A 1,858-nucleotide genomic window follows, 5' to 3' on the forward strand; every position below is an offset into this window, starting at 1 on the left:
GGTGAGTCGGCCACAGGAACTGCCCCCGTAGCCGCTCGCAGAACCGTACGTGACACTCTCGCGTCATACGGCTCCCGTTATCCAACCTGTTGCTCGGTTACTTGCCAGTGATAAAACAGTCGAGGGGCAGCCGTATGCACCGTGTCCAACCATTGAGATATACGCCGCTTGCGCCCGTGAAGTATTTTGTACTTACGACCGGCCCAACGCTTAAGCGCGCTATCGATGTGTCGAAAGATGCCAAGCATGGCTGTCCGATAGAACGCGCCATAGTACTGCCACCAACCTTGTATCACTGGGTTGTAAAGCCGAGCCACAGCAGCCAGCGTCACGTGAGTTTGGCGGTTGACCCGCCACTCGCGCACTGCTCGCCGCATCCGCTTCAACGCTTGTGCACTGACTCCCGGAAGGAAGCTGGTGAAAAGCTTGTTCTGCTGGCCGATTGCCTTCCTGGGTCTAAAAGTGAAACCAAGGAAGGTAAAGCTCACATGCGGATACCCTGCGCGTCGATTGCTGTCCTTGCAGTACACGATCTTCGATTTCTCGGGATGCATCGTGAGGCCACAAACCGCTAGACGTGAAGCGATTGAACGCATCACGTGTTCTGCTTGCCTCTCGCTACGACAATGCACTACCGCATCATCGGCATACCGGGCAAAAGGACAGTTTGGGCTGTTTCGTTGCATCCAAGCGTCAAAGGCGTAATGCATGAACAAATTCATCAACATGGGACTGATCACGCCGCCTTGCGGGGTGCCACGTTCGCGTTGAATGCGAACGCCATCTGCTGCCTCGAACGGAGCAACTAGCCATCGTTCGATGTACAGCAGTATCCAGTCCTCTTTGATATGGGTGCGCACCGCTTTCATCAGCAGTTCATGATCAATGTGATCGAAAGCCGCCTTGATATCAAACTCCACCACCCAGTCGTATCGCCAACATCGTTCGCGTGTGATCGCTATGGCCTGTTTGGCTGAACGTCCTGGTCGGTATCCATATGAGTCCGGATGGAAAAGCGCATCCAGTTTTGGCTCGATGAGGAGTTTGACTACAGTTTGTGCGATACGGTCGCTGACCGTGGGCACTCCCAGCCTGCGTATACCCCCCGATGCCTTCGGTATCTCAACAACCTTGACCGGCGGCGGGAAATAGGACCCCGACGACATTCGATTCCATAGCTTGTAAAGATTCTTCGGCAAGTTCCGCTCAAAATCGGCAATGGTCTCATCGTCGATTCCAGCAGCTCCCCGGTTGGCTCTGACCTGCTGATAGGCCTCCCATATCATGCGCTTCGCTATGTTGTAAGGTTTGTTCGAACTCACACCGCTCATCCCCTGAGGTTGACGGCGTTCGTTGACAGGATAACGCCTCCCCTTCGCTCCACCTTCATTACAAGGGCTTCATCACTACTACAGGAGGCTCCGCCCCTCATTCCAGCATTGGTATTCTTCCTCATGGTTTTAGCCATTTGTCATTTTCCTTTGCATCTGGAACAAGGTTCTCACGTTCCGTACCCAAGCCTGTATGAAGATCATGCCGCCTTTACACCGGCTGCCACTGGGGCCGTAAGCAGGTAACGCCCCAACTCGTCCTGAGGCCAGTACTCAACCTCAGTTTCGACAGCACTTTAGGGAATAACGATGCGTCATCGGACGGTTTGCTTTCGCTCATCTTCTCCATACTCACCTGCCATCATCATGGGATGACTTTTCCTCGGTCGCTCACCACCGCACCTTTTGGATGCAGCAGCTCCGGGTGGTTTGAAGCCTGCTCCTGCAAGCCGACTTCGGAAGGCCTACTTCCATCTTCGGTACAGCATCACTGGTCATACGACCTGTGTTCGTGACACACAATACTG

Annotated in this window: 1 pseudogene; it reads right to left on the reverse strand. The window is 54.0% G+C overall.

The features are described 5' to 3' along the window. Positions 1 to 63 precede the first annotated feature (63 nt). Positions 64 to 1,331, reverse strand: a pseudogene (ltrA, locus tag WM94_RS26690) (group II intron reverse transcriptase/maturase). Positions 1,332 to 1,858: the final 527 nt, after the last annotated feature.

The sequence above is a fragment of the Pseudomonas sp. ABFPK genome, from assembly GCF_001586765.1.
GTDB lineage: Bacteria > Pseudomonadota > Gammaproteobacteria > Pseudomonadales > Pseudomonadaceae > Aquipseudomonas > Aquipseudomonas asiatica.